Source organism: Marinoscillum sp. 108, from assembly GCF_902506655.1.
In the GTDB taxonomy this organism is placed as follows: Bacteria; Bacteroidota; Bacteroidia; order Cytophagales; family Cyclobacteriaceae; genus Marinoscillum; species Marinoscillum luteum.
In genome coordinates, this window is the sequence record NZ_LR734808.1 from 1,315,243 (window position 1) to 1,337,679 (window position 22,437).

Genomic DNA, 22,437 nt, shown 5'->3' on the forward strand with positions numbered 1-22,437 from the left:
CCTCCATTATTCCAACCCTTTTAACTCAACTTTCAAATCCCAATTATTCGCAATAATGTCTGGAGAGTGAGTTGCGATGATTACTTCAAGCTTGTTAAGTTTTATGATTTCTCTTAGATCTTTGATGAAACTATTTTGCCAAGAGATATGAAGCGAGACTTCTGGTTCATCAATAAGGATCAGTGAGCTATTCTCCGTTTTAAATAGAAGCTCATAGAATAATACCAATTCATTTTGTTCACCCGAAGAAAGCTTTGTTACTGGTATGTCCTGAAATTCTCCATCCTTATTTTTAATTATTGTTGACTTTAGCAAAAAGCCACTTTCCTTATCTATATGAAGTTTTTTGTGTTTAAAACGCTTGTTAAGTATTTCAAGGAACACTTCGATTCTACTTGATATTTTATCAAAAATTTCGAGTTTCTTGAAGCTGTCTTCGACGTATAGCATAAGAACATCAATAACCACATCCTCGGGCTTTTCAATTTTTAGAATTCCTGAGTCCTTTTCAATTTCAATCAATCCAACGGCATCAAGAAGTGCTCTCTTTTCTTCTAGCTTTTTTAGTTCTTCGTTTAATGCTTCGTCAGTGGCATTTGAAGACTGCTTAAGTCTGTCGATAAGCCTGTTGGGATAGGTTCTATCTAATTTTGAAGAAAGTTCAGTTGATTGCGCCAAATAAGATTTTATGGTTCTACTTAGCTCATTTGAATACTTTTCAACAGTCTTTTCATGACGCTTATCCTCCCGTTCGACCAAGGTGATCAATCGTTGTGTTTCAATCAGAGTTACATTGATACTATTGTGCCTCTCAATGAACCATTTGGGGAAATCTTCTACTTCTTTTACGTAAGGATCATATGGAACGAGATCACCATATCTGGAAATAATGTCTTCAAAATCAAGAAGTTCTCGGGTCCTTCTATCTTCCCATCTTCTAGATCCTATTCTCCGCAAATAGGGCACATATCGAGTTATTCTGCTTGCATGTTGCTCCCAATCTCTTCTGCCATAGTCGAGGAGTAGGAGTGGATTATACTCAGATTTATTTTTGTTCACCTGAGTAACGTTAAGAATATCATCAGTTTTTTGAAGATGCCATGAAATTGTGTCATCAAATTCAAAAACTATTTTATCGAAGGTGATAGTGTTGAAATAGAAATAATTCCGTTTGAAGAAAGATTCAATAATTTCTAGAAGGACTGTTTTGCCTAAGCCATTCTCTCCAATCACAATGGTTATTCCTTCCTCCTGATGAAGTGGAATATGATGGTCAAAAACCCCAAATAGCTTCTCGACAGTTATTGAGTTAAGTTTCATTCTTCTTGTAGGTTATTCCAGCTTACAACCGGCTAACAACACCTTTATGTTTGATACCCGCCTTGTAACGTTACCAAATGTAGGTTTTTTTCTATCCTGATCAAACCATTGTTAGCTATAGGGCCACACAATTATCTTGCCCCCTCCTCCAACAAAAAAAGCCTCCCCAATGGGAGGCTCTTCCTGATCAATGGATAGTGAGTAATTTAACCTGCTATTCTTCCTCATCCACGAGGCGAATCACCAGTGATCGATAGCCATAATTATCGAGGGAGTTTTTGACACGGTACTGAATGGTGATGATGTTTCCGGCTTCAAAATGAAATCCTTCATCATCCTCCTCAGGCACCGTATACTCATAAGAAAATGTGCTCTCCAAACCAGATAAGTCATAGAAGCCATCTGTGAGCGAATCGCCTTTGCTATCATCTTAAATTTTTTCTATCAAATCTTTCTTCAGCCATTCCAAAGCTGTTTCTTCATTGTATTCAATTCCAGGCCTAAGTACTGCTTCCATATCACCTGAGAAATCAGGATCGTTATTCTTTTCTTCCAGATTTAATAGAAACTCTTTTTGGCTTGGAGGTCTTTTATCTGTTGAAAATTGCGTGTATTCTTTGAAGCATTTGATTATTTCTTCAAAGTTTAACTCATGATGCTGCCTGGCATAATCTAAATCAAATAAATCTCGTCCTTTATTTCTCTGATAAAGTGCCCTGAGTTTTGTTCCGAGCAATTCGCTAAGGCTATAGGTTCGAATTTGAGCTTGTCCGGAAAACCAATCACTTTTTACTTCAAATGGAAAATCAACCCAATCCAGAATATTAAAATGCTCCTTGCAGTTGATTTCTAGTTTTAGTCTCAATCGTATTTCCTCATATTCGGAGGTAAACCGATAAAGTGCTTTAATACCATGACCTCTATTTTGAGTTCTTCGATCTTCTTCAAAAAAAGTAATCACTTCATCTAATCTTTCCATGATTGGCTTGATAGGCCCTGGTTTTATCTGAACCAAATCAATATCCTCTGAATAGCGAGGAGCAGGAGTCAAATACAATTTGTGAAGAGCTGTTCCACCTCTGAAAGCAAGGTTTTCTCTAAGGAAATCGTCAGCAAATATTTCAACCAGCGCACGACTAATAATCAAATCTTGTTCTACCTGAGAAAATTGTCTCCATGGCGCAAACTCTTGCCACTGTGCTATGTAAGGTTTTGGAATCATAGATCACTTTCGAGTTCAATGTTTACATCTACTTTCCAAATGTTATCAACCGATCCGGCCTTCTGGTTTTTCTTTGGGGAAAGGAGTACAGGGAAATACTGTGCTGATTTAAGATAATTAGATACTATTTTGAGGTCAATGCCTGTTTGTTGTTCATCCAGAATGAAGGCCAATCGTTGAATTGTACTTCTATGTGGATACCATGTCAATAGGTCTTTCAAATCTTCATGAGTGATTTCCTCTGCCAGTTCCTCGATAACTGCAAGCATTCTATTGAGTCCTCCAAGTTTGGACTGATGATGTATCAAATCAGCAGCCGTCAATGCAGGGCTGGAAATATTAAAATATCCAGCATCTGATTTCTTTTCAAGAATGTTCTTGGCTGGCCATTGAGAGGCTGTAATGAACTTAATGTCAAAATCGTTTTTTTTAATCTCGTTCAGTTTGGGTTTTTCAATCATCACATACTCTCTATGGGTTTGTTGATGACTAGCACCGTGGAATTTAGCCGCTGAATAAAAACCTAAATAGTAGTTTCGATTTAAGCTTTGAAAAAGCTTTTGAATGTAAAGCTGAATGGGGAGGTAACATTGTTTTGAATATCGGGGAGGTATTATCAGGTAGAAACCTTTTCTTAGGTTGGTGATTTCTTTTTTTTCAACCAATCTAGCAAGTTCAAATTTCAGAGAGGTATCGGTCGAATCAGTTTGACCGGTGATCTCCTCAAGTGAGAATGAGTAGTTTTCTATTGACAGTAAATGTTTGATGTATTCTCTCGCTCTCACTTTAGTAAAATTTCACTAAAAGTAGCAATAAAAACTACTTATCGCAAATTATTACTAAATAAATTCAAGAGGGTGGGAAGATGGACTATTCCCTCGCCCTCCTCCCCCAACAAAAAAAGCCTCCCATTGGGAGGCTCTTCCTGATCAATGGATAGTGAGTAATTTGACCTGCTATTCTTCCTCATCCACGAGTCGAATCACCAGTGATCGATAGCCGTAATTATCGAGGGAGTTTTTGACACGGTACTGAATGGTGATGATGTTTCCGGCTTCAAAATGAAATCCCTCATCATCCTCCTCCGGCACCGTATATTCGTAAGAAAACGAGCTCTCCAAACCAGATAAGTCATAGAAGCCATCTGTGAGCGAATCCACCGGATGCGGCGCCTCCTGCGGATAGATCACTCCATAGTACTGTCTGAAAAACTCCAGCTCGGTCAGCTGGGCATCTTTTCCACTACTGAAAGCGGCATCCAGCTTCAATACATCACCGATCCTGGCATCCACCTGTCGTTGGGACTGGGTGTTTTTCTCCACAACCACGCCATTGACCGATATGGATTCCACTTTTGGTGCCTTCTTCAGGGCATTTTCCAACTCATCCAACTGAGGATTTTCATCAAACCCTCCTGATACACAGGCTGTACCTAGTACAGCCAGCACGATCATAGACAGGTAATTAGTTAACGTTTTCATTTTTTGTCCAGGGTTTTGTCGTTTGAAAAGAAGCTGCAGGAAGGTCCAGATTGAATGACAGGTTGTAGTCATCCGGATTGGTATTACCGATCTGAATGTCCACAGTACCAAACATTTCCAGACCAAAAATAGTCTCACTGGCACTTTGCGGCAGAAGGATCCCCTCGGTGGCACTGGTCACAAAAAACCGACCAGCGTTCTCCGCTGCGGGATGAGCGTATACATCTGTGCAGGCAAAATATCCTGTGCCGAGCTTGCGCACTGACATGAGCTGACCATAAGATGCACCACTGAAAGACCGGCTGATGGAGAAGTAATCTCCCGTCAGGTCTATGCCCGATATATCTTCAGAAGCTATCAGTACGTAGCGTGTTTCGGTCACAGTAGTTTCATCTCCCAGATCATTCACGGTACTCACCGAATAGTTGATCGGATAGATTCCAGGAGTGTCAAAATCCACTCCATCCACGCCTGTCACTTCCACCTGACTGGTGATGTCATCCGTACCCAACAGGGCGGTCACACCAGGGTCGGTAATAGCACTCGCTTCTCCCGCCACATAGGCGATTGGATTGTCCCCATTCAGAATGATAGAGGGAAATCGAATCACTCCGGCTGTCACATCCTCAGAGTCCAGGTCCGGTTCACAAGCCAGGAACCCCACTGACAGCAGCAGGAGTACCCATATTCTTGATTGAAATATATAATTCATTTGATCGTCCTTTTAGTGATTAAAATGTTTTGTCCCACCATACTGGTGCATCGAGAGCTTCCAACTCCGGAGCATTCGGGTTAGTAGACGTCTCATTAGCTGGCCAGATTAACCGGAGCGGGAAAGTGTTGGGCAAGGCTTGTCCCTGAAGGGATGGACTCAATACGGGAACTCCCGTTCTTCGCCACTCATTCCAGCCTTCAAATCCCTGTTTTCCATTAAATGCCAGCCACTTCTGATAGTAGATGGTACTCAACTCGCCATCATACTCGTAATTGCCTCCCGGGCTCACCAGGGCACTGCCGTCCAGGCCATGGAAGCTAAAGGAAGCCATCACTGCCTGATCGTAGAGTGACTTTGGATCACCAGTACCCCAACCACGCTCAGCGGCCTCTGCCTGAAGGAAAAGACTCTCATACCCGGAGATCAGGATCACATCCGCATCGGCATTGATCACCGTGTTGCCATCAGGAGCGGAGAAGTCCGCAAACTGATCACCACTGGTAGTGCCCGTGCCTTGTGGCAACCCTACATAGGTATTGGTGTTGGGCGACACATCATAGTAAGCACTGATCCGGTCATCGGCATTGTTGATAAACTCCTGTATGGAAGTGGCACTGGCCACGATATTCTGAAACGTGGTTTGATTCAATATCTGCCAGAGCGGATTCTGATTGTTTGTGTTTGGAGTGAAGCTCACCAGGGCGTCATTGCCCGGAGTGAGGAATGTGGCTCCAGCATCATACATCGCCTGTATACCCGCTTGTGCTACCGATGGTCTGGCCTCAGACTGGCGGATGTAGATTTTGAGTTTCAGCGTATTGCCAAAGGAAATCCACTTTCTCATATTCCCGCCATAGATCAGGTCGTCCCCTACCGGAGTGACCGCCGTGCTGGAGATATCGATCAGGTCCAGCGCCGCATCGATCTTCACAATGAGATCGTCATACACTGCTTCTCCGTCATCAAATTTCGGCTCCAGCAAGCCATCCTTGCCCTGAAGGGCTTCAGTATATGGAATCTGATCGTATAGGTCGACCAAAATCTGAAAGGAATAAGCCTGCAGCAACATCGCGATGGCAGCATAATTAGGGGTACCATCTTCTATGGCAGCCTTTCTGACAAACTCCAGGTCTTCCAGTGCTGAAGCATACATGCGAGACCATGCGCCATTGTAGCTATTGGTCGTGATGTTATACTGCTCCAGAAAAGAAAACTGAGAAGCCGTGGGGCCCTGAGTCCAATACTGAGCCAGGTGAGCGCCCATCAGGTTGTAATCTGCTTCCAGGGTCACGGCCAGGGCCACCTGCCCTGCAGGCAGGGTCAGCTGCGGCGTAGAGGTGCCCGGATTATTGGGGTCTTTGTTGATATCCAGAATGTCATCTCCACAAGAGAAGAAGCCAAACATCATGACCCATGCAATGATTGATTTATAGATGCTTTTCATAATCGATTATATTTTGATTTTTAAGTCAAAGCCGTAAGTAGCCTGTGGAGGGATTCCAAGGAATTCATAACCCTGGGCATTTCCGTTACCAAATGCACTTGCTTCAGGATCTATGAAGTGGTTGTTGCCCTGAGTGCGTAGCCACAGGTTTCTACCCACCGCTCCCACAGTGATTCCTTTGAAAGGGGTCTTGCTGATAAGTGCTGTGGGTATGGTATACCTCAGCGCTACTTCTCTCAGTTTGATGTAAGAGGCATCCAGAAGAACCGCCTCATTTCGGGATCCACCCTGAATCTGCGCCCAGTAGTTTCGCACATTACCGCCGCCATACATAGTAAGTGGCGTAGTATTGGGTGAGTAGATGGGGTTTCCATCATCGTCAGTGCCAGTCTGTACTACTGAGTTCGGCACTATCCACTCCTCGCGGCTATTGAAGGCAGTTTCTTCGGCCAAACCAGCAAAGTAGAGCTGTGCAGCAGTAGAGCTCACCACTTTTCCACCTTGTTTGGTGTCCACAGTAATGCCCAATGACAGGCCTTTGTAAGAGAATGTAGAAGTAGCACCTCCGTACCAATCAGGCTGAATGGACCCAATTTCTACCGGATTGGGATCGTCCAATGGAATTCCATCCGGCCCCACTACCACTTTTCCATCTGCTGTTTTCAATGCCTGCGTAGCTTCAAAAACTCCGTATGGTTTGCCTACGACCAGTTTCAGACCCGGGGTAAGGCCCTGAGCCACCAGTACCAGTTCCGTGTTACCCGGATCCAGTTCTTCTACTCTGTTCACATTTTTGGTGTAGTTCACAGACAAATCCCAACGGAAGGCTCCAATCTTCAAGGGAGTAGTATTGAGCTGTAGCTCCACTCCTTTGTTTGAAATCTTACCAATATTCACCACCTGGGTGGTAAAGCCTGAAGATGGCGCCACCGAAGTATTCAGAATCTGTGACTCGGAAGTACTGTTGTAGTACGTCGCATCTATGCCCACTCTTCCATTGAACAAGCGAATGTCAATACCAGCCTCATACGCCTTGGTAATCTCTGGCTGCAGATTGGGGTTACCTATGGTATTGCCTTCGCTAAATCCTGGCACGATCACCGTTCCATTGTTGAATGGAAACTGGATGGTGGCAAAGCTGGCTCCGATGTTGGTCTGCTGAAACACCGAGTTGGTCAGGTAGGTCCCTGCGTCGTTTCCTACTTCCGCATAGCTCAACCTTACTTTTCCGAAAGAGAGAATATTGTTGGTAATCTCGAATGCATCGGTGAAGACAAATCCCAAATTCACACTGGGGTATGAAAAGGAGTTGTTATCCAGTGGCAAGGTAGAAGACCAGTCGGTACGGTAAGTAGCGCCCAGAAACAAATAGCCTTTGTAAGAAAGGTCTGCTGAGCCGTAAACCCCATAAAGTCTTCGTTTGGTGGCTATACCTCCTGAGGTGTACGAACCACTCACATTTGACAAACTTGGGAAACGAGGCAGTGTAAGAGCATCGATCGTCGTGAAAAGATTGTCAGTTTCACGCTGATTGAAGTTGTAACCCACCAACACATTCAGCTGTAAGTCCGGCATCAGGTCACGGTTCACATTGACCATCGCATCCACATTGATCTCACGGGTATTTAGTCGCTGCTCAGTATACTCTCCGTCTGAGTTAAATGCTGCACCAGCATTTGGGCTACCTGGCTGATACTGTACCAGATCATGATAGGTATTTCGCTGATCAGCTATCACATCCGAACCTACCCTCAGGGTACCACTAATCCAGTCCACAGGAGCATAGGCCAACTGCACATTTCCAAAAATTCTGTTCATATCCTGTTTGCTGAAATCACGCTTCAGTGAATAATAAGGATTGACAATGAAGGAAGTGAAGAAGCCATCAGGAGTATTGAAAGGATCATCCAAATCCTTCATATCTACCACACTCATGTCTCGTGGCATATTGTATACCTGAGCCAGGGCCTGGTTTCGCTGACCGATCATGGGCAAATTAGCCTTGGTACGTACGTAGTTGATAGAGGCAGAAGTAGTCACCTTATCGCCTAGATTGGCGCTACCATTGAAGGTCAGATTGTTCCTTCTCATGTCAGTATTGATCATCACACCATTCTGCTGCATGTCATTAAAAGAAAGGAAATACGTAGCATCTGCATTTCCTCCCGACAATGAGAGTGAGTTCTGAAAGGTATTACCGGTCTCCCAGAAATCCTGCACGTTGGATGGCAGGGCTTCATAGGGCTTATAGCGCTGAATGTTATTCACCACCGCTCCATAGGGGCGCAAGCTGCCATCAAAGGCATCACCCCAACTCTCCTGATCAAAGAGATAGTTTTGATTGTCTCCAAACTGCCCCTGTCCAAACTTATTCTGCATCTTGGGGATGATGTATACTTTGGACCAGGTATAAGATGAATTGAAGTTAATATTGGTCTTTCCAGCCGTATTCGTACCTTTCTTGGTCGTGATCAGCACCACACCATTGGCTGCTCTGGAGCCATACAGCGCCGCAGCGGCAGGCCCCTTCAGTACAGACACAGACTCGATGTTTTCAGGATTGATGTCATTGGCCCGGTTTCCGGCATCCACGATGTTATCATAGAAGTTGCCAGAGGCCTGTACGTTGTTGGAGGTACCATTATTGATAGGCACACCATCCACCACAATCAGGGCCTGATTATTACCCAACAATGAAGTAGGTCCTCGCAGTACAATGCGTGTGGAGCTACCAATGGCCCCACCAGCATTAGAAATCTGGGCGCCAGCCACTTTTCCCTGCAAGGAATTAAGCACTGAGGTCTGATCAGTCTTGGTAAGCTCATCACTCTTTACATCCTGCACAGAGTAACCCAGCGCCTTCTTTTCACGCTCCACACCAAATGCCGTGACCACCACTTCAGTAAGCTGAGTCACGTCCTGAGAAAGGGTCACATCTAAGACCGAGCGACCTCCAATGGCCATTTCCTTGGTCTGCATCCCAATAAATGAAAACACGAGAATCGCATCATCATCACCATTTAAGGGTACCTTATAGTTACCATCCAGATCTGTGATGGTTCCCTGGGTGGACCCCTTCAGCACTACATTCACTCCGGGGAGGGACTCACCATTGTCGTCCACCACCTGTCCGGAGATCGTTCTTTCCTGGGCATATAGCAAGCCCTGGAGCATGATCAAACATGCGATAAGTAGAAGTTTTCTCATAAACTACCGTGTTTAGGTTTACATTATTTAACAGCGTAATCTTAGTGGAGTCTTTTTGCTATTAATTGTAAAAAAGAACCTCAAACCGCATAGGGGTAAGATGATTTTGGCTGGTTCAGCCGCTCTGGCTAAGAAAATGGTCACCTGGAAATGATATTATGCAGACACCCCACGGGCTCAATGATGATCCGAACCGTGCTGAAACCGGGAGTATTTAGATTATATGAAAATAGGTGCGGGAGAGTACTGATTGAAAAGACCGCTTCCTACTACAAAAGCAGCCTTTTCAAAACAGTATAATATAAAGAGGTATAGCGAAATAAGGGTTTTACCATCTGAAGTAATTGTAAAAAAGACGTGTAACCCCAAATTGTAAAAAAGCGTTTGGGTAAGCGATTCAAATAAAATTTACTTTGCCATAAAATCGATATGGAATTTTTTATTCTGTCTTTTATTATTTTAAGCATAGCATATATGGCATGGAGGAGGTGGAGCGGTGCTCCAACACCCCCAGCTATCAAGGTGAGCGAAGAGGACCTTTTGATAAAGGAAGAATCCTTTAACCGCATAAACAAATGGATCATTTCTGAGAAGAAATATCTCAACCCGGACATCAAGTTGGATACAGTAGCCAAAGGAGTCCACCTTTCAGAAAAGCAGGTGTCCAGCTCCATCAATACCATTGCCTGCCAAAACTTCAACTCCTATATCAACAAGCTCAGAATTAAGGAAGCCCAGGCCTTGCTGTTGGATCAGGCTTACGGGCACTTCACCATAGATGCTGTGGCGGAGATGGTGGGTTTTTCCAACAAGGTGTCATTTTACAAAGCCTTCAAAAAAGTGACTGGAAAATCCCCCACCGATTACAGAAGGTCCCCAAACCAGTATCATTAAACAAACCCTTACTCCGGCCAAAGCCAATTTGTAAACATTACCGAATATTTACTAAACCATCGGGTTTGTTTACATACCCAGACTCAAAAACATAAGTGAAACACCAGGGACTACGTGTCTAATGGCAAAAAAAGCCATGCTAAGTACAAAGTCCCAACCAGAATTTGAAGAGGTAGTAGTAGGCACCAAAAGCTACACCTTTGAGAATGGCATAGACGAACTCATGTTTATGCCCGATAACTATGTAGAGGTGCTCTACAATTTAGGTGCTCCTATCACACGAAAGTTGATTGGATCCATACGCTCCGTCGTGATCAACACCGGCGATCTGGTGCTCTCCACCTGTCGCAGTAAGGGCATGTCTCTGAGCTCCGAAAGCTTGAACTTTCTATGTGCCAAGGTGAGGCCCGAATATACTATGCTCCTGTATCCCAAAGACGTCCCGCTAGAGCGTGATGCGGTGATCACGCTGGGGATGCCCAGGCTGGAAAACCTCGCCCAATTCGAGAGTCACCTGGATCATCTGCTAGAGGGCATCAATGATTTTGAACCTAGTTTTATCGTGGAAGAGGCCGTAAGGATCATCCAGTCTACAAACGGTGAAGTGAAAATCAAAGACATTAATGAGCAGCTGAGCGTCAGCAAATCCTTTCTGGAGCAACGTTTTGCGCAGGAAATAGGCCTATCTCCCAAGGAGTTTGGGAAAATAGAGAAAATGAAGCACTTCCTGGAAAACTACCGGCAATATCAGGACAGCATGACCCTCACTCAGCTCACTTTTAAGTCGGGGTACTATGATCAGTCACATCTGATCAAGGACTTTAGGTATTTTATGGATTCCAAGCCGCGAGATTTCATCAAAGCCTACCATCATATGCTGTGAGCCGGAACATATTTTCACAGAGAAAACAGGCATTCCGACCTCAGGGTATCCGGTTTTTGGCGAAATTGCACCCGATATGACAGAAGCCAAGCCATTCAAATCGGGATTTGTGACCATCATGGGAAAACCCAATGTGGGTAAGTCCACCCTCATGAATCAGCTCACAGGGGAGCGCATTTCCATTGTTAGTAACCGGGCGCAAACCACCCGTCATCGCATCTTTGGGATCGTCACCACACCTGAGTATCAGATTGTGTACTCCGATACCCCCGGCACGCTGGACCCGAGCTACAAGTTGCAGGAACGCATGATGGGCTTCGTGAAGAAATCGCTGGAAGATGCCGACGTAATCCTTTTCATGGTGGAGCTGGGTGAAAAAAACGATCACCAGGAATGGATAGACATGGCCAGACGCACAGAAATACCCATGCTTTTTGTGATTAACAAAACGGATCTTGGCAAAGGATCACAGGTAGAAGATAAAGTCACTTACTGGAAAGAACAACTCGACTGGGCGGAACCTATGACAGTATCCGCCGTGACTGGTGAGGGCGTAGACCTCCTCCAGCAGACCATCGTCAGTCACTTACCGGAGCACCCCCCCTATTTCCCTGAAGATGAGATGACCGACAAGTCTGAGCGGTTTATCACTGCGGAGATCGTGAGAGAGAAAATCTTTCTGCAGTACAAGCAGGAAATCCCCTACAGCTCAGAAGTGGTGGTGACTTCTTTCAAGGAAGAAGAGAAAATCATCCGGATCGCTGCTGAAATATTTGTGGAGCGCGACAGTCAAAAGGGCATCATCATCGGCAAGAAGGGCGAATCCATCAAAAACCTGGGTATCGCCGCCCGGCAGGAGCTTGAGTCTTTTTTTGGCAAACAGATCCACCTGGAAACCTTTGTGAAAGTGGAAAAAGACTGGCGCAAGGACGATTCCAAATTGAAACGGTTTGGCTACTAAGCCACTAAAACCATTTAACTGACATTTCTTAGGGTTTAACGAGCAATTCTATACCCCTCGACTAAAAAGCGTCTTCACACATAGCAGAAGGAAGTAACATTACCTGAATGTAAATGGCACTTCCATGAACTTGAACGCTATTATTACTTTTCTCTTTTTTCTGGCGGCTCTGCCCCTCGGTGCTACCGAAGATCCCATTAGCATCCAGGGCGACATTGCCACCTGCGCTATACAACAGCCTTCCCCGGCTTCTATCAGTATAGGACAGTACTTTGGAGGTTTGTTAGACACCAGCAGATGGCCAGCCAGATGGACCTGTGGAGATTGGAATGAAACCGAGGGTTGGGTATACATCATTTCGGATATCACCATTTTTCTCTCTTACTTTTCTATCCCGATCATGCTGCTCTGGTATGTCAGAGAGAAACCACTTGGACACTTAAGGTGGATTGTCTTACTTTTTGTGGCCTTTATAGGGCTATGTGGTATTACTCACCTACTAGATGCCACCCTTTTCTGGGAGCCCGTCTACCGCCTCAGCGGATTCACCAAGCTTCTGACCGGACTAGTCTCTATGGCCACTGCAGTGGTACTAGGCTTTGTCATTCCCTCTGCGCTCAAGTTTAAGAGCCCAAAAGAAATGCAGGAGGAAATAAACGAGCGAAGGAAACTCCAGGAAATCTTCGAAATCTTCGTCAAATACTCTCCAGGCGCCACAGCCATGCTAGACAGCGACCTGGAATTTATGATGGTCAATGACAACTGGTACAGAGATTATAAGCTTGAAGGAGCCGATATTACCGGACTTTCTTTCAACGCAGTTTTTCCGAATGCGGATACAGATGATAATTGGACAAACGCATTACCCGCAGCGCTAACGGGTCAAGTTACAGAAAGTGAAAGGGCTAAGCTCAAGTATAACGGAGAAACAATCTACCTGAAGTGGCGAACCCAACCGTGGCGCTTGAGCAATGGGAAAGTTGGTGGGGTTTTTCTTTTTACCGAAATCATCACCGAGAATGTACGCTTAGAGAAAGAGCTGTTTCAAAAAAATAAGCAGGCTCAAAAACAAGCACAAACCATGCTGGGTATGTCTGAAGTAGCTCAGATCGGAACCTGGGAATTTGACCTGATCAATAACACTATTGAATGGAGTGACGTAGTTTATGATATTCATGAAATAGAACGTGGCGAAAACATTGACCTTACCAAAGGAATCAACTTCTACCACAACGACTTCAGAAATATCATTACCAAAGCCCTGGATAACGCCATTCAACATCATGAGCCCTACGATCTGGAATTAACTCTGATCACCGCTAAAGAAAACGTCATTTGGGTGAGAGCCATTGGCCAACCAGTGGTGAAAAACGGTAAAGTCATTGCTCTCAGAGGGTTATTTCAAAACATCGATACCAAAAAGAAAGCAGAGCTAATCCTAGCTAACATGAACTCCCTCCTTGAGAAAAAGGTATTGCAACGGACCAGCGAGCTCGAAAATGTCAATAGCGAGCTTGAAGCATTTACTTATACCGTATCACATGACCTGAGAGCCCCACTGAGAGCGATCAACAGTTTTTCCGAGGCACTCATTGAAGACTATGGTGACCTGATCCCTGAAAATGGAGTCAGATACCTATCGAGAATCACCAGAAACAGTGTCAAAATGGGGCAACTCATAGATGACTTACTAGAATACAGCCGTGTGACCAGAATCACCGGAGGTTATGAAACCATCAACGTACAGAAGATTGTTTCCGAACTCATAGAAGACACTTTCACCAATTCGTCCTCACACATCAAGATCAAACCGCTCCCATCCGTCCAGGGAATCCAATCGCTTGTTCGTCAGGTCTTTCAAAACATCATTTCCAACGCCATCAAATACAGCAATAATGAAGATCAGCCCACCATTGTCCTCGAAGGACAAACAATGGGAAATGAGGTAGTATTCAGTATCTCAGATAATGGGGTAGGGTTTGATACTAAATATAGTGAAAAGCTCTACGGCATGTTTGAACGCCTTCATACAGATGATCAATTCGAAGGCACAGGAGTTGGGCTGGCTTTATGCAAAAAAATCATGGACAGACACCATGGCCGGATTTGGGCCGTCAGTGAAGAAGGAAAGGGATCTACTTTCTACCTGGCATTCCCTGTCAATGTTTCGGACAAGCCAACAGAAGTGTAACTTCACACTCCTAACATGCCATCATAACTTAATAAAATCCCCTTCAACCAAATAAGTGTTCCTTAACCTTAAAAAGTCTACCTTTGCGGTTTATGGCAAATATTGTAGCAATTGTAGGCCGACCCAATGTTGGCAAATCCACCCTCTTTAACCGACTCATCGAACGCAGACAGGCCATCATGGATAATGAGTCCGGAGTGACCAGAGATCGTCATTATGGGTATTCTGAATGGAATGGTAAGTCATTTACCGTCATAGATACAGGCGGGTATGTGGAAGGTTCGGATGATATCTTTGAAGGAGCCATTCGCACACAGGTGAAGGAAGCCTTACAGGAGGCCAATGTCATTCTGTTCATGGTGGATTGTATCACAGGCCTTCACGGATTGGATCAGGACTTTGCCAATGTAGTACGTGAGGTAGGCAAGCCCGTCATCATTGTGGCCAACAAAGCCGACAATACAGAAAAATCATACGCTGCCAACGAATTTTACGCATTGGGTCTGACCGATTCCATTTATGCCGTTTCGTCGGTGAGTGGATCAGGCACAGGAGACCTTTTGGATGAAACGGTGTCTCACTTCGCAGAAGAAGTGGAAGATGAGGAGAAAGATGAAGTACCCAGAATTGCCATCGTGGGTCGCCCCAATGTGGGCAAATCCTCTTTCCTGAATGCCCTGCTGGGTAAAGACAGAACCATCGTTACCAACATCGCCGGTACCACACGAGATGCCATCGACAGCAGGTATAACCTGTTTGGCAAAGACTTTATCCTGACTGATACTGCCGGGATTCGAAAAAAAGCCAAAGTAAAAGAAGACATAGAGTTCTACTCTGTACTCCGCGCCATACAGGCCCTGCAAGACTCTGACGTATGTATCGTCATGCTGGACGCCGAAAACGGACTGGAAGCACAGGATATGAACATCATCGGACTGGCACACAAATACCGCAAGGGATCCATTATCATGGTAAACAAGTGGGATTTGTATGAAAAGGATACCAAGTCTGCCGATGAGTACAAGAAACACATTGCTGAAAAACTGGGGCCTTTGGGCTATATCCCGGTGGTATTCACCAGTGTCATCAATAAGCAGCGAATCTTCAAAGCCATAGAACTGGCCCTGAAAGTTGCTGAGAATAAAAACAAACGGATCAGCACCTCGGTACTCAATGCCAAAATGCTGAAAGAAATAGAGAATTATCCGCCACCATCTGTCCGTGGCAAACACATTCACATCAAGTACATCACGCAGCTGCCCACCAAGACACCTGCATTCGCATTCTTCTGTAATCACCCTAAAGACATCACTGAGTCTTACGAGCGTTTCCTGATCAACAAGCTCAGGTCACATTTTGATTTCGAAGGGGTGCCGATCAAAGCGATCATCAAGCAGAAGTAAGCAGGAAGGTTCTCCGGCACAGCCTCAATAAAAATCATCTGTCGATTTCGTAAGGGAACTTTGTGTTCCCTTACGAATCCGCTATTTTAGACGTTTTACCAACCAACCGTAAGCCGTCTATGAAGTCCACCACCATCTCCAGCTTTGAGGAGCTCCTCAAGGAATTCGAAAAGGAAAAAGAAGGTCAAAACATTGTCTTCAGAGGTGTCGCCAACAGCTCCTACCAGCTCCTCACCTCTCTGGGCAGATGTGAGCCGGTCAATGGCAAATCACTTGAGCAACTGGAAAAACGACTGATCAAACTCTTCAAAGAATCATCCGTGCCTTACCTGGAACATAAGCCTGCCAATGAGATGGAATGGTTGGCCATTGCTCAACACTTCGGGCTCCCTACCCGCCTGCTGGACTGGAGCTATAACCCACTGGTGGCCACTTACTTTGCCATAGAATCTAACCCCTCGGAAGATGCTGCCATCTATATCCTGTCTGGATGCAGTACCATCCAGGATCCACAGGCATTCAAGCCACTCACCATTGACAAAGTCTACAAATATCGGCCGCCCTACATCTCTGCCAGGATTCAAAATCAGGCCGGGCTCTTCACGGTTCACCCGCATCCCGACCAGGCTTTTGAACACGACAAGCTGCGCAGGGTCATCATCCCCAAAGGAATCAAAGGAGTTATTAAAAAGACGCTGTTTAAATACGGGATCAACCAGCGGCTAATTTATCCGGGACTGGAGGGTGTGTCGCGTGATCTTAAATGGCTGGAGACGAAGATCTACTAATTGCTAGTTGGCCACTTCATATAGCTCAATCGGCAACCGATCCGGATCTTCGAAAAACGTAAACCGGCGACCAGTGCTTTCATCTATCCGAATGGGTTCTGTCTCCACTCCCTTGGCCTTCAACGCCTCCACCATCTCCGTGATATCCTCCACCTCAAAAGCTACGTGCCGCAGGCCCACGGCTTCTGGACGAGAAACACGCGCAGGAGGCTCCGGAAAAGAAAATAACTCGATCACATAGTGGCCATTCAGCGCCAGGTCAAGCTTGTAGGACTTACGCGCTTCCCGATAGACTTCCCGGATAATCTCCAACCCCAGCACCTCTGTATAGAAGTGCTTAGATCGCTGATAATCTGAGCAAATAATGGCGATGTGGTGCACACTTTTCAGCCCTGCCATTTTCCCTATCTTTTCCCCTTACCTTTTTGGTTTTTGTCCCCCCGGGTTCTTGGTTTCTTATATTTCTTACCCACTTCCCTGCGGTAAGAGCCTCCCAGGTTCGTTTTTCGGTTCTTGGCCTTTTTCTCATGAAATGCAGGGCCTGGTGCATCCGGATCAGGCACCTTGTGGTGGGCATTGATTTCTTTGTTCTTCGGTCGCTCTTCAGGTGCCAGCTCTGTGGACACCTCTACTTCCTCAGGAAACTCAAGCCTTGGAATCTCATAGGCCATCAGGTATTCGATGGCCTCTCTGAAAGGTGTTTCTTTTTCTGTACAAAACAGGATCGTTTTGCCCTCTTCCTCAGCTCTACCTGTACGGCCGATTCTGTGGATATAATTTTCCGGATAAGCGGGTGTGTCAAAGTTGATCACGTGAGAAACCTTCGCCATATCCAGTCCCCGGGCCATCACATCTGTGGCCACCAGTATTCGGTTCTTACCTTCATCAAACTGTCTGATGGAGCGAATCCGGTAGTTCTGGCTCTTATTGGAGTGGATGATGCAGGTCTCCGAACCATAGATGCCTTCCATAGCCAGGAAAAGGCGGTCGGCACTTTTCTTATTGGAAACAAATACGAGTACCTTATGAAAAGTCTCCCTGTCCCTGAGCAAATGCAGCAGCAGGTTTACTTTGGTATAAAAGTTCTTCACCGGGTAGTACTCCTGCGAAATATTGTCCAGTGGTGTACCACTCACCGCTATGGAGATTTTGACCGGCGCGCTGAAGAAATCATTGATCAGCACTTCCACATCCTCGGTCATGGTGGCAGAAAACATAATATTCTGTCTGCGCTCGGGCAGCAGCTCCATGATGTTGGTAAGCTGAAAGCGAAAGCCCAGATCGAGCATCACATCCACTTCATCAATCACCAGTTTTTTCACTTCCTTCAGCTGGAGCGCACGGCTCAGCACCAGGTCATACAGACGACCGGGAGTAGCCACCACAATATCCGCTCCCTGTAGCGCGGTGATCTTCTGGGTGTTGATGTTGGTGCCCCCGTAGACGCCCAGCACCCGCACACTCATATAGGCAGCCATCTGCTCTATTTGATCCACCACCTGTAGCACCAGTTCTCTGGTAGGTACCAGCACCAGCACTCGTGGGTTTACCTGCTCAGAAAATTTAAGGTCCTTGAGGATCGGCAGCATATAGGCCAGGGTTTTACCTGTACCTGTCTGAGCGATCCCGATGATGTCCTTGCCGGAAAGAATCACCGGGTATGCCTGCTCCTGTATGGGGGTAGGCCTCTCGAACCCCAGATCGTCAATGGCTTGACGCAAAGGCTTTGAGAGGTTCAAAATTTCAAATGTATTCATGAAGGGGAAATGGATTCGCTGCAAAAGTAGGGTATATATCTTTATAAATACCCGATCAAAGTGCCTAGCTCCACCTCCCGCGCTTTAATCGAGCAAAATAGCAGATGAGTGACCCCTATACCTTTGCGATCTGGCCCTGCGGCAGTAACTTTCCACCCTGCCATGCAAGAATACCTTCTCTTTGTAGATACTGAGACCTCCGGCATCCCGCACTCACTGAAATCCCCCATTTCGGAGCTGGATAAATGGCCTTTTATCCTCCAGCTGGCCTGGGCGGTGTATGATCGGGCTGGTCAGCTCGTCAAACAGGAAAATCATTTCATCTATGAAGACGACATCTCCATCCGTCCGTCAGCCATTGAGATCCATGGAATCACGCTGGAAGAACTAAAAGAAAAAGGCGAAGACCGCAAAGCGGTGATGCGGCAGTTCACCAAGGACCTGCGCCAGTACAAGCCACTGCTGATTGGCCATTTCATGGAGTTTGATGGCAAGATGCTACAAGTGGCACTCCTCCGCTCGGGGATGAAAAACATCATAACCCGCTACCCGATGTTTTGCACCATGAAAGCCACCACAGAGTATGCTCGCCATACAGACCACAACTACCCGAAACTGGACGAACTTTATCTGAAACTCTTTGGCAAGCGGATGGAGCATCAGCACGATGCGGCTGCAGATGTGGCCGCAACTGCGGAATGTTTTTGGGTGCTCTACCATAAGGGGGAACTCACCGAGAAAATTCTGGCCGCACAGCCAATTTACACCCAAATGAAAAGCAAGGCCAAAGCCAAAATGGGCTGCGGATTGCCGGTTTTCGTTTTGATCATTGCAAGCATCCTTTTATGGTTTCTATGAGCGACAAGTTATCTTTTCTGAAAAACACCCACCCATTTGACCTACTGCCAGATGATGCGCTTTCGCACCTGGCAGATGCCCTTGAGGAAATCGAATTTGGTCAATCTGGCATTATCCATGAGCAGCACAAAACCAAAGTGGATGGACTGGAAATCATCGTAATGGGCCAGTATGAAACCTATTTTTACAACAGTGAGGGTAAGAAGGAAGCCAGCAGCAACCTGGGGCCGGGTGATACCTATGGGGCTTTTTCCATCCTCCTGAACAAAGGAAAATCCATCAAGACCGTTTTTGCTGCTAAGAAAACCAAAATCTACCGGGCGCCAACCGCCACTTTCAGAACCCTCTGCAAGGAGCATGATGCCTTTTATCAGTCCTTTGTCACCCTTTTCGGTAGGGAAATGCTCAATGATGCTTTTGCCAACTTTGTCACCCGCCCTTCCTATGACCTGGACACACTCACGTTCGATCGTTACTTCATCGGGCGAATGGACAGCGTGAACACCCGCCCCATTGTGAGCTGTGAGCGTGGCACACCGGTACATGAAGCCGCTAAGCTTATGGAAGCCAATAAACTCAGCTGCCTCTTCGTGCGGGATGATGATGACTTTATCGGGTATGTGACGGATATACTCCTTCGGAACAAGATCATTGCGGCGCAGCGAGATGCGAATACCCCAGTGGAGGAGATCATGGAAGGCCCTATTTACCGAATATCACGGGAGGCTTATATCTATGAAGCCATCCTCATGATGTTTAACCATAAAATCCGCTACCTCATCGTGGAGGATCATGGCCAGGAGACAGGGGTGATCAGCCGGAGCAAACTCCTCTCCGACCAGGCGCAATCACCTTTTGTGTTTATCCAGTCGGTGCGGCTGGCCATGTCTGTGGACGAACTCAAAGCCAAGTGGGCAGAAGTGCCCGAGGTGGTCTACAACCTCCTGACACGGGGAGTAAAGTCAGAGCTGGCCAACCAGATCATTACCAACATCTCCGACACCATCGCTCAGAAGGTCATCGAGGGTGTGATTGCTGAAATAGGCCCTCCGCCAGCCAAATTTGTCTTCATGGCACTGGGCAGCGAGGGCCGCATGGAGCAGACTCTCAAGACCGACCAGGACAATGCCATCATCTATGAGGACAAAGCCAACGAGTTCAGGGAGATCACGAGAACCTACTTTCTTCATTTTGCGGAGTTGGTCTCCGAGCGACTCAACCACATCGGCTTTGTGTTTTGTACCGGCGGACTCATGGCCAAAAACCCCAAGTGGACCCACTCCCTCTCCCACTGGAAAAGAAATTACAACGAATGGATTGAAAACCCCGACTCACAGTCGGTGATGAATTTCTCCACCTTTTTTGACTGCCGGTTTATCTACGGTGAAGAGTCGCTGGTGAAGGAGCTACAGGCACACATCCTGCAAAAGCTGGAGGACCCGGGCACCTACTTTTTCACACAGCTGGCCACCAACGCCCTGCAGTACGAACCGCCCCTCACCTTTTTCAGAGGGATCAAAACCATCGAAAAGGACGATCAGCAAGTGTTTAACATCAAGCGGTCTATGACGCCCATCGTGGACCTGGTGCGGGTATACGCCCTGAAACACAAAATCCTCAAAACCAATACCGGCGAACGGCTCTCTGCTCTGCGGGATCAGAAGGTATTTACCGAGGAAGCCTACCATGAGCTGATGCAGTCGTACTACTACATGATGGGCATGCGCCTGAGGTATCAGGCCCGGCAGATCATGAACGACCACACCGAGCCCCACAACTACGTAAGTCCCGGCAGTCTCACCAAGATAGAGGTGGTGACCTTAAAGGCTATTTTCAAGGTGATAGAAAACTTCCAGCAAGGCATCAAAATCAACTTTACCAGAAACTTATTCGGATAACCTATGCAGCAACTTGTACAACTCGCCCTGGTGGTGGCAGACTATGACGAGGCAATTGCCTTCTACACCCAAACGCTCCGCTTTGAACTAATAGAAGATACGAAAATGAGCGAAACCAAGCGCTGGGTGGTGGTGGCCCCGCCCGGAAACACTGGCTGCAGGCTCCTGCTGGCCAAGGGTGTAGGTGACGAGCAGCTCAGCCGCGTAGGCAACCAGACCGGTGGCCGGGTGTTTCTCTTTATCCATACCGATGATTTTGAGGGGGACTATGAAAACCTGAAAGCCAAAGGCGTGAAGATCGTACGCGGACCTGTGGACGAGCCCTACGGCCAGGTGCTGGTCTTTGAGGACCTGTATGGCAATTTGATTGATTTGATCCAGCCGGCATAGGCGGTGCAATCCGCCGCCAGACCTCCTATGTATAGGCCATAAGCCGACATGCGTTGGCATTGTCACAAAGGAGTGTGAAGGCCGCCTGCACGGAATGGCGGTTACGAGATCGTACCCTTCTCCAAAGCAGTCTTCTTTGGATTATATCCGTCAGCTGTATTAATTTAAGCCAATAACCGGGCGCAGAAACCGGAGTCCAACCTATGAGAAAGACCCTATTAATCACAGGAGCCAGTCGCGGAATCGGTGCGGCTACTGCCCTGCTTGCTGGAAAAAGAGGCTACAATATTTGTGTAAACTATCTGAGTAATAGCGAAGCTGCATCTCAAATAGTGAATCAAATAAAGACAGATGGAGGACATGCTGTCGCCTATCAGGCCGATGTTTCCAAAGAAGCTGAGGTGCTCAGTCTGTTTCAAAAAATCGACCGGGACTTTGGTCCGATCAATGCGCTGGTGAATAATGCAGGCATTTTAGAAACTCAATCAAGAGTGGATCAAATGGATTTAGAGCGACTGATGCGGATATTCAATAAGAATGTCGTCAGCGCCTTCTTGTGTACCAGGGAGGCCATCAAGCGCATGTCAACACGCTATGGTGGCAGTGGTGGGGCTATTGTGAACGTATCATCAATCGCCGCCCGCACCGGTTCACCTAATGAGTACGTAGATTATGCCATGTCTAAAGGTGCCATAGATACCTTTACCATAGGACTGGCCAAAGAACTGGCAGCCGAAGGAATCAGGGTGAATGGCGTGAGACCCGGGTTTATCTATACAGACATTCATGCTGATGGTGGTGAGCCCAATAGAGTAGACCGAATCAAAGAAACCCTCCCCATGCAGCGAGGTGGCCAACCCGAAGAAGTGGCCAACGCCATACTTTGGTTACTGTCTGAAGAATCCTCCTTTTCAACCGGATCATTTATTGAGGTAACGGGAGGCAGGTAGTGACTTCACTAATCCAGCCCTGGTTGTCTACATGTGTTGGCTTTGTCACCCTGAGCACCGTCGAAGGGTAAGACA

Annotated in this window: 20 protein-coding genes; 10 read left to right on the forward strand and 10 right to left on the reverse strand. The window is 46.5% G+C overall.

Annotated elements, in window-relative coordinates:
• Positions 1 to 6: 6 nt before the first annotated feature.
• From GV030_RS05400 to GV030_RS05435, 8 genes are all read right to left on the reverse strand, one after another.
• The gene (locus tag GV030_RS05400) at positions 7 to 1,320 is read right to left on the reverse strand and encodes an AAA family ATPase (RefSeq protein ID WP_159580541.1); all 1,314 of its coding nucleotides are present in this window, start codon (positions 1,318 to 1,320) and stop codon (positions 7 to 9) included.
• A gap of 214 nt (positions 1,321 to 1,534) precedes the next feature.
• Positions 1,535 to 1,699 carry a hypothetical protein gene (locus tag GV030_RS05405; protein WP_159580543.1) on the reverse strand — a complete coding sequence of 55 codons (165 nt, stop codon included), beginning with the start codon at positions 1,697 to 1,699 and terminating at the stop codon, positions 1,535 to 1,537.
• A gap of 51 nt (positions 1,700 to 1,750) precedes the next feature.
• Positions 1,751 to 2,542 carry a nucleotidyl transferase AbiEii/AbiGii toxin family protein gene (locus tag GV030_RS05410; protein WP_159580545.1) on the reverse strand — a complete coding sequence of 264 codons (792 nt, stop codon included), beginning with the start codon at positions 2,540 to 2,542 and terminating at the stop codon, positions 1,751 to 1,753.
• Positions 2,539 to 3,327, reverse strand: a complete 789-nt coding sequence (locus GV030_RS05415; protein WP_159580547.1) for a type IV toxin-antitoxin system AbiEi family antitoxin — start codon at positions 3,325 to 3,327, stop codon at positions 2,539 to 2,541. The genes GV030_RS05410 and GV030_RS05415 overlap by 4 nt, the downstream gene beginning before the upstream one ends.
• Before the next feature lie 171 nt (positions 3,328 to 3,498).
• On the reverse strand, positions 3,499 to 4,023 hold the full coding sequence (locus GV030_RS05420; RefSeq protein ID WP_159580549.1) for a hypothetical protein: 525 nt from the start codon (positions 4,021 to 4,023) through the stop codon (positions 3,499 to 3,501).
• Positions 4,007 to 4,735 (reverse strand): immunoglobulin-like domain-containing protein, encoded by a 729-nt coding sequence (locus GV030_RS05425; RefSeq protein ID WP_159580551.1) that lies wholly within the window; start codon positions 4,733 to 4,735, stop codon positions 4,007 to 4,009. Before GV030_RS05425 ends, GV030_RS05420 begins: the two co-directional genes overlap by 17 nt.
• A 19-nt stretch (positions 4,736 to 4,754) precedes the next feature.
• Positions 4,755 to 6,182 carry a SusD/RagB family nutrient-binding outer membrane lipoprotein gene (locus GV030_RS05430; RefSeq protein ID WP_159580553.1) on the reverse strand — a complete coding sequence of 476 codons (1,428 nt, stop codon included), beginning with the start codon at positions 6,180 to 6,182 and terminating at the stop codon, positions 4,755 to 4,757.
• A 6-nt stretch (positions 6,183 to 6,188) separates the two neighbouring features.
• Complete coding sequence (locus GV030_RS05435) at positions 6,189 to 9,389, reverse strand: SusC/RagA family TonB-linked outer membrane protein (protein ID WP_159580555.1); 3,201 nt, start codon at positions 9,387 to 9,389, stop codon at positions 6,189 to 6,191.
• 474 nt (positions 9,390 to 9,863) lie between these two features.
• Here GV030_RS05435 and GV030_RS05440 point away from each other — a divergent pair, with 474 nt between their 5' ends.
• The 6 genes from GV030_RS05440 (at position 9,864) to GV030_RS05465 (ending at position 16,509) form a co-directional block, all read left to right on the forward strand.
• Positions 9,864 to 10,283, forward strand: a complete 420-nt coding sequence (locus GV030_RS05440) for an AraC family transcriptional regulator (protein ID WP_159580557.1) — start codon at positions 9,864 to 9,866, stop codon at positions 10,281 to 10,283.
• A gap of 136 nt (positions 10,284 to 10,419) precedes the next feature.
• Positions 10,420 to 11,166 carry a helix-turn-helix domain-containing protein gene (locus GV030_RS05445; RefSeq protein ID WP_159580559.1) on the forward strand — a complete coding sequence of 249 codons (747 nt, stop codon included), beginning with the start codon at positions 10,420 to 10,422 and terminating at the stop codon, positions 11,164 to 11,166.
• A 76-nt stretch (positions 11,167 to 11,242) separates the two neighbouring features.
• Positions 11,243 to 12,127 (forward strand): GTPase Era, encoded by an 885-nt coding sequence (gene era / locus GV030_RS05450; RefSeq protein ID WP_159580561.1) that lies wholly within the window; start codon positions 11,243 to 11,245, stop codon positions 12,125 to 12,127.
• A 124-nt stretch (positions 12,128 to 12,251) separates the two neighbouring features.
• Positions 12,252 to 14,318 (forward strand): ATP-binding protein, encoded by a 2,067-nt coding sequence (locus GV030_RS05455; RefSeq protein WP_159580563.1) that lies wholly within the window; start codon positions 12,252 to 12,254, stop codon positions 14,316 to 14,318.
• Positions 14,319 to 14,410: 92 nt separating this feature from the next.
• Positions 14,411 to 15,721: a ribosome biogenesis GTPase Der gene (gene der / locus GV030_RS05460; protein WP_159580565.1), complete on the forward strand. Its 1,311-nt coding sequence runs from the start codon at positions 14,411 to 14,413 to the stop codon at positions 15,719 to 15,721.
• Between the two features lie 119 nt (positions 15,722 to 15,840).
• Entirely contained in the window at positions 15,841 to 16,509 is a 669-nt protein-coding gene (locus GV030_RS05465; RefSeq protein WP_159580567.1) for an FRG domain-containing protein, read from the forward strand.
• 3 nt (positions 16,510 to 16,512) lie between these two features.
• Here GV030_RS05465 and GV030_RS05470 read toward each other — a convergent pair whose 3' ends face one another.
• Both GV030_RS05470 and GV030_RS05475 read right to left on the reverse strand, forming a co-directional pair.
• Positions 16,513 to 16,908, reverse strand: a complete 396-nt coding sequence (locus GV030_RS05470; protein WP_159580569.1) for a VOC family protein — start codon at positions 16,906 to 16,908, stop codon at positions 16,513 to 16,515.
• A 5-nt stretch (positions 16,909 to 16,913) separates the two neighbouring features.
• Positions 16,914 to 18,266, reverse strand: a complete 1,353-nt coding sequence (locus GV030_RS05475; protein ID WP_159580571.1) for a DEAD/DEAH box helicase — start codon at positions 18,264 to 18,266, stop codon at positions 16,914 to 16,916.
• Positions 18,267 to 18,428: 162 nt separating this feature from the next.
• Between GV030_RS05475 and GV030_RS05480 the strand changes: the two genes are divergently transcribed.
• The 4 genes from GV030_RS05480 to GV030_RS05495 all read left to right on the forward strand — a co-directional run bounded on the left by GV030_RS05480 (position 18,429) and on the right by GV030_RS05495 (position 22,362).
• Positions 18,429 to 19,124 carry a 3'-5' exonuclease gene (locus GV030_RS05480; RefSeq protein WP_159580573.1) on the forward strand — a complete coding sequence of 232 codons (696 nt, stop codon included), beginning with the start codon at positions 18,429 to 18,431 and terminating at the stop codon, positions 19,122 to 19,124.
• Positions 19,121 to 21,022 (forward strand): DUF294 nucleotidyltransferase-like domain-containing protein, encoded by a 1,902-nt coding sequence (locus tag GV030_RS05485; RefSeq protein WP_159580575.1) that lies wholly within the window; start codon positions 19,121 to 19,123, stop codon positions 21,020 to 21,022. Before GV030_RS05480 ends, GV030_RS05485 begins: the two co-directional genes overlap by 4 nt.
• A 3-nt stretch (positions 21,023 to 21,025) precedes the next feature.
• Positions 21,026 to 21,412, forward strand: a complete 387-nt coding sequence (locus GV030_RS05490; protein ID WP_159580577.1) for a VOC family protein — start codon at positions 21,026 to 21,028, stop codon at positions 21,410 to 21,412.
• A 203-nt stretch (positions 21,413 to 21,615) separates the two neighbouring features.
• Positions 21,616 to 22,362, forward strand: a complete 747-nt coding sequence (locus GV030_RS05495) for an SDR family oxidoreductase (RefSeq protein WP_159580579.1) — start codon at positions 21,616 to 21,618, stop codon at positions 22,360 to 22,362.
• Positions 22,363 to 22,437 lie beyond the last annotated feature (75 nt).